Source organism: uncultured Rikenella sp., from assembly GCF_910579375.1.
GTDB lineage: Bacteria > Bacteroidota > Bacteroidia > Bacteroidales > Rikenellaceae > Rikenella.
Genome location: NZ_CAJTUJ010000121.1, coordinates 1 through 5,683, shown reverse-complemented (window position 1 = coordinate 5,683; position 5,683 = coordinate 1). Strand labels below are relative to the sequence as shown.

The following is a 5,683-nucleotide window of genomic DNA, read 5'->3' as shown; positions in this document are numbered from 1 at the left end:
GCGCGGGTTGAGCTTTAACCCGCCTTGAACTGTTCTCGTTGGCTTCGCCTTCCTCCTCGCCGCTCGGCAATTTGCAAACTACGTTTGCATTGCTCTCGCTGGCAGCGTCGGTTGTGAACAAAGAGAACCAGAAAAACTTTAGAGCGCATCCCTACGGGATGCTCTGGCAGGGTCTGACCGCATGCGCAAAGCCTCGGCCCAATGTTCAGCCCGCTACTGCCGCGAACGCTGCAAACGGGCGCCCGACGATGCCGAAATCACCTCCGGACCGCCCGCAGACTCGATACCCGGCAGCTGGATCCGGCTACCGACCACCCACACACTGCTGTCCCGAGCCCCCGACAACGGATCGACCGCCTCCAACAGATTCTCGCCCGGCCGCAACGTCACCCTCGTCCACTGAAACCGTCCCAAACCGTCGTTCGACCTCAACCCCTGAGAAACCCCATTGACAAAAAGCTCCACATCGCTCGCGTTCGAGAAGACCCGCACCGCCTGCACCCGCGAGAACCGCTCCTCGATACGGCTGTCCGCCAGATGAACGAACGATTCCGAAGCATTCCAGTTCGCCTTGTAAAAGTAAAAAGCATCCTTCCGCACCCGCCGGTCGAAAGTCACCAACCCGTAATCCGCCACCCCCGGTCGTGCGCCGTCCGTGCGATGCGCCGCCCCGTAATCGAACATCGTCCAGACGAAAGTCCCCCAGAAGTTCGGACGCGACGCGATCACCCCCCAATAATTCTCGTGCAACCACGTCTGCCACTGCTCCGGATGCCAGCTCCCCGCCGCGTCCGGACGACTGAGACTGTCGGCCCACTGATAGATGCTCGCCCCCGCGCCGTACTCGCTCACGCCGCTCCGGAGCGTCGGAAACCCGCGCCGCAAATCGCGCGTCCAAATGGCAAAATCCTGAGGCTGACCCGATTTCCAACCCAAAAACTGATTGAACCCGATCAAATCCGTCACGAAGTTCAACTCGCCGTCCTGATTGCTCGCCGCCACCGTCAACCGACCGCCGCCCTCCTCTTTCGCCACCCGGTTCAACTCGCGCACCACCCCGATCGGATCGGCCCCCCGCTGGGTCAGCTGATCGAACAGCCCCCACCAGATGACCGACGGGTGATTGTACTGCTGCCGCATCATCTCGCGCAGCTGTTGCAGCAGGTTCGCCCGAAACCCCTCGCTATCGTTGAATCCCTTGTACCTATAGCCCCCCGCGCCGACCAGCGGCAGGTCGCTCCAAACCAGAATCCCGGCCCGGTCGCACAGGTCGAGAAAATACGGATCGTTCGGAAAATAGGCGCACCGAACGGCATTCACCCCCATCTCGCGCATCAGTTCGACATCGCGCCGATGGTTCTGCCGCCGCAGCGCATTCCCGATGCCGTCCCAGTCCTCCACACGACAAACCCCCTGAATCCGCAACGGTTTGCCGTTCAAATAGAACCGATTGTCGTCGCCCACGTTGAACCACCGCACGCCGAACGCCTGGCACACCGTATCCTGCGTCCCCGCCGAGCTGCTCACACGCGCCTCCAAGGTATAGAGATAGGGATCTTCCGTGCCGTTCCACAAATGCGGATGGTCGATCGCGAACGAGACGCCTACCTCGCTGCGCCCCTCCTGATCGAGTTTCACGCGCCGGTTCAACGTCTCGACGACATTCCCCTCGCCGTCGCGCACCGTGAAGACGGCGGTCGTCATCTCGCCGCTCCGTCCCCGCACCGCCGCAAGGGCATTCACCTCGGCCCGCTCGGCAGAAACCCGGGTGGGGGTGATGTAAAGCCCGCTCGACCCGTAATCGTCGAGGGCGATGTGCGTCGCGGGAGTCGAAATCAACTCGACGCTGCGATACAGACCGCCGTAGACATTGAGGTCGCCGGTCAGCGGCGCGACGTCGAGGTCGGGGGCATTATTGACCCTCACCCACAAGGTGTTGCGCCCGCCGAAGCGCACGAGAGGGGTAATCTCCCAGGCAAAAGCGGTGTACCCGCCGCGGTGCTGCCCCACATGTTTGCCGTTCACGAAGAGGTCGCAGACGGAGTTGGCGCCGCCGAAGCGCAGGAAAAGCCTCCGCCCGTTCCATCCGGCGGGAATTTCGATCACTTTGACGTAGTTCCCGAGCCCGCGATAGTAGTCGGGTTTGCCGCCGAGCAGGTCGGTGTTCCACGTATGGGGCAGATCGACGGGCCGGGCGGCAGCGGCGGCGTTCATCTCCCAACTGGGGGTATAGGTCCATCCGCGGTCGAGCGAAACGCTCTGTCGCCGCATGCCGTGGGCCGCACACAGCCCGAAAAGGGCGAGCAAAAGAAAAAGGCTCTTTTTCATAAGAATCGATTTCGGTATGGTCGAAAGCAAAGATAATTAAAGATAACGAAGTGGCGGAGGCCGCCGGAATTTTCGAAGCGGTTTACTGATTTTTCGGCCCGGCGGCCTCTCCCGAAAGAGCGATTTCGCTAACTTTGTCGTCTGTCAGCAACCCTAATCCCCCCTGTTTATGACTGTCAAAGAGAGATTTGCGGGCATCATCGCCTGGTTCGCCAAAAACCGGCCCGACGATGACACCGAACTGCACTACCGGTCGCCGTACGAGCTGCTGGTCGCCGTGATGCTCTCGGCGCAGTGCACCGACAAACGGGTCAATCTCGTCACGCCGGCCCTCTTCGAACGCTTCCCCACGGCGCACGAGCTGGCCGGAGCGACCTCGGACGAGGTGTTCGAATACATCCGGTCGGTCTCCTACCCCCGGTCGAAGTCGGAACACTTAGTGGCGATGGCACAACGGTTGGAGGAGGTCTATGGAGGACGGGTGCCGGACACGGTCGAGGAGCTCACCACCCTGCAAGGGGTGGGACGCAAGACGGCCAACGTGATCGTCTCGATCGTCTACGACAAGCCGGCGATGGCGGTGGACACGCATGTGTTCCGGGTGGCGGAGCGGATCGGACTGACGACCGGATCGAAGAATCCGTTGCAGACGGAGCGGGCGCTGGTGCGGCACATTCCGGAGAAGCTGCTCGGCCGGGCGCACCACTGGCTGATCCTGCACGGCCGGTATGTCTGCACGGCGCGCGCGCCGAAGTGCGCGACGTGCGGCATCGCGTCGTGGTGCCGCACCCGGCAGCGGGAGCTGGCCAAGGCGGAGAAGAATCGCTGAGTCTTACAGCAATTTCCGCGCGCTCTCCTCGTACTGCGACGCGTCGAGCCGCAAGGCGACGAAGAGCAGGATGGTGAAAGCCATCAACGACGAGCCCCCGTAGCTGAAGAACGGGAGCGGAATCCCGACCACCGGAAAGAGGCCGACGGTCATCCCGATGTTGATGGCGAAGTGGGTGAAGACGATCGCCGCCACCGAATAGCAATAGATCCGGCCGAAAGGCTCTTTCTGTCGTTCGCCCATGCGCATCAGCCGCAGAATCAAGGCGAAAAAGAGGGTCACGACGAACAGCGACCCGATGAATCCCCACTCCTCGCCCACGGTACAGAAGATGAAGTCGGTGCTCTGCTCCGGCACGAAGCTGAAACGGGTCTGCGTTCCGCCCAGAAAGCCCTTGCCGGCGAATCCGCCGGAACCGATGGCGATTTTGGACTGGATCACGTTGTAGCTCCACCCGTGCGGGTCGTTCTCGATACCGAGCAGGTCGAGGATCCGCTTCTGCTGGTGCAGCTGGAGGATGTTGTCAAAAACGTAGTCCACCAGCCCGGTGAAAACGACGGCCCCGGCGAAGAAGACGACGTATTTCCAGAGGTTGGTCATGTGGTGCCGGATGCCGTACCGCACGAGCCAAGGCAAGGAGAGGACGGCTCCGGTGAGCATCGAAGCGAAGAGCGACAGGTGCGCGCCGACCAGCGTCCCGATGCCGAAGACGACCGTCCCGAGCAGCAGCACCAGCGCGGCATAGCGCGCGCTGTCGCGCCAGTTTCGGTTCACGAGCCCCTGTGCCGCCAGGCAGAGGAAGAAGACGACGAAGAGAATGGGCAGCGGTTCGAGCAGGAAGGAGATGACGAAAAGGAATACAAACATCAGGGCCACCACATAGAGCGCGGTGCCGAACCCTTCACGGTAGAGCATCAGGAAGAAGGCGGCGAAGACCATGGCCGACCCGGTATCGTTCTGGGCCAGAATCAGCAGAACGGGAATCCCGATAATCAACCCGATGTAATAGATCGCTTTCCCGGTCCGCAGGTCGAAGTTGTAGGCACTCATATACCGGGCCAAGGCCAATGCGGTGACGAATTTCATGAACTCGGCGGGCTGTATCCTGACGGAGCCGATCGAGAGCCACGACTGCGCCCCATGACTCTCGTGCCCGAAGAGCAGCACGAAGAGCATCACGCCCAACATGAAAAAATAGAGCGGATAGGCGAGCATGTGCCAGTATTTGCCGTCGATCAGCAGGATGGAGATGGCCAGAAAGAAGCTGATGCCGATCCAGAGCATCTGCATGCCGTAGCGCTGCGAGAGGTCGAAAATCCTGGCGTGCTCCTCGTCGTAGACGGCGGCGAAGATGTTGAGCCAGCCGAAGAAGACCATCACGACGTAGATGGCCACCGTCCACCAGTCGATGTCGGCGGCAAAGAGCCGTCCGCCGCCTTTGTGAGCAGCGGCCCGGTCGGAGCCGAAGATGAGTCTATTTGCCGCGTTTGTCATACATGGGATAAGCTATGGTCATCTCTTTCATCTGCCGGACGAGCTCGGGGCGCCGGATGGTGTCGGTGAGGTATTGCTCGATCAGCAGGCTGGCGATGGGGGCGGCGGCCGAACCGCCGAAACCGCCGTGCTCGACGTAGACCGAAACGACGATCTTGGGGTCGTATCGCGGCGCGAAGCACAGAAAGGTCGAGTGGTCGGCCCCGTTCGGGTTCTGGGCGGTGCCGGTCTTGCCGCAGATGTTCAGCCCGGGCACGCTGGCGCGTCCGCCGGTTCCGGCGACGTTCACCCCTTCCCACATCCCTTCGACGATGGGTTCGAAGTATTTCGGATTGACTTTCGTGTAGTTTTTCCGGTAGAACCGGGCGTCGATGGAGTCGTGGCCGGCGATCTTCTTCACCACGTGCGGAATGTAGTAGTATCCCCGGTTGGCAATCGTGGCGCCGAGGTTGGCGAGCTGCAAGGGGGTGACCCCGAGCTCGCCCTGTCCGATGGCGAGCGAGATGACGGTGAGCGAGTTCCACCGGCTGCGATACCGCCGATCGTAGAACTCTTTGGTCGGCACGTAGCCGGCGAGTTCGTCCCAGAAGTCGGATTCGAGTTTGCGCCCGAAACCGAAGCTCCGCACATAGTCGTACCACATGTCGAATCCGCCCTTGGCGACGCCGCCGTACTGGCGATTGTCGAGGATGTCGCGGAAGACGTAGCAGAAGTAGGCGTTGCACGAATTGGCGGTGGCCTGCACGAGGTTCATCGGCGAGTAGTGGGTATGGCACTTCACGCCGCGTCCGACGGTATATCCGCCGCTGCACGGGTGGTAGTCTTCGGGCCGCGAGACGCCCTCTTCGAGCCCGATCAGGCCGGTCACCGCCTTGAAGGTGGAGCCGGGCGGGTATCGGGACATCACGGCGCGGTTGAAAAGCGGATGCCGCGGATTCCGCAGGAGTTCCATGTAGTTGTTCCCCAAATCGCGCCCGACGAGTTTGTCGGGGTCGTAGGAGGGGGAGCTGGCCATGACGAGTATCTCGCCGG

The 5,683-nt window shown here is 61.7% G+C and carries 4 protein-coding genes; 1 reads left to right on the top strand and 3 read right to left on the bottom strand.

Translation table 11 applies throughout. From position 1 onward, the window contains the following. Positions 1 to 213 precede the first annotated feature (213 nt). Positions 214 to 2,328 (bottom strand): glycoside hydrolase family 2 TIM barrel-domain containing protein, encoded by a 2,115-nt coding sequence (locus QZ302_RS08250; RefSeq protein WP_294594365.1) that lies wholly within the window; start codon positions 2,326 to 2,328, stop codon positions 214 to 216. Positions 2,329 to 2,497: 169 nt separating this feature from the next. Here QZ302_RS08250 and nth point away from each other — a divergent pair, with 169 nt between their 5' ends. Next, positions 2,498 to 3,157 carry an endonuclease III gene (gene nth / locus QZ302_RS08245; RefSeq protein WP_294594363.1) on the top strand — a complete coding sequence of 220 codons (660 nt, stop codon included), beginning with the start codon at positions 2,498 to 2,500 and terminating at the stop codon, positions 3,155 to 3,157. Positions 3,158 to 3,160: 3 nt separating this feature from the next. Here nth and rodA read toward each other — a convergent pair whose 3' ends face one another. Together rodA and QZ302_RS08235 are read right to left on the bottom strand one after the other, a co-directional pair. Then, positions 3,161 to 4,651, bottom strand: a complete 1,491-nt coding sequence (gene rodA, locus QZ302_RS08240) for a rod shape-determining protein RodA (RefSeq protein WP_294594362.1) — start codon at positions 4,649 to 4,651, stop codon at positions 3,161 to 3,163. Further along, a partial coding sequence (locus QZ302_RS08235) for a penicillin-binding transpeptidase domain-containing protein (protein WP_294594360.1) occupies positions 4,632 to 5,683 on the bottom strand: 1,052 nt, incomplete at its 5' end. The genes rodA and QZ302_RS08235, both read right to left, overlap by 20 nt.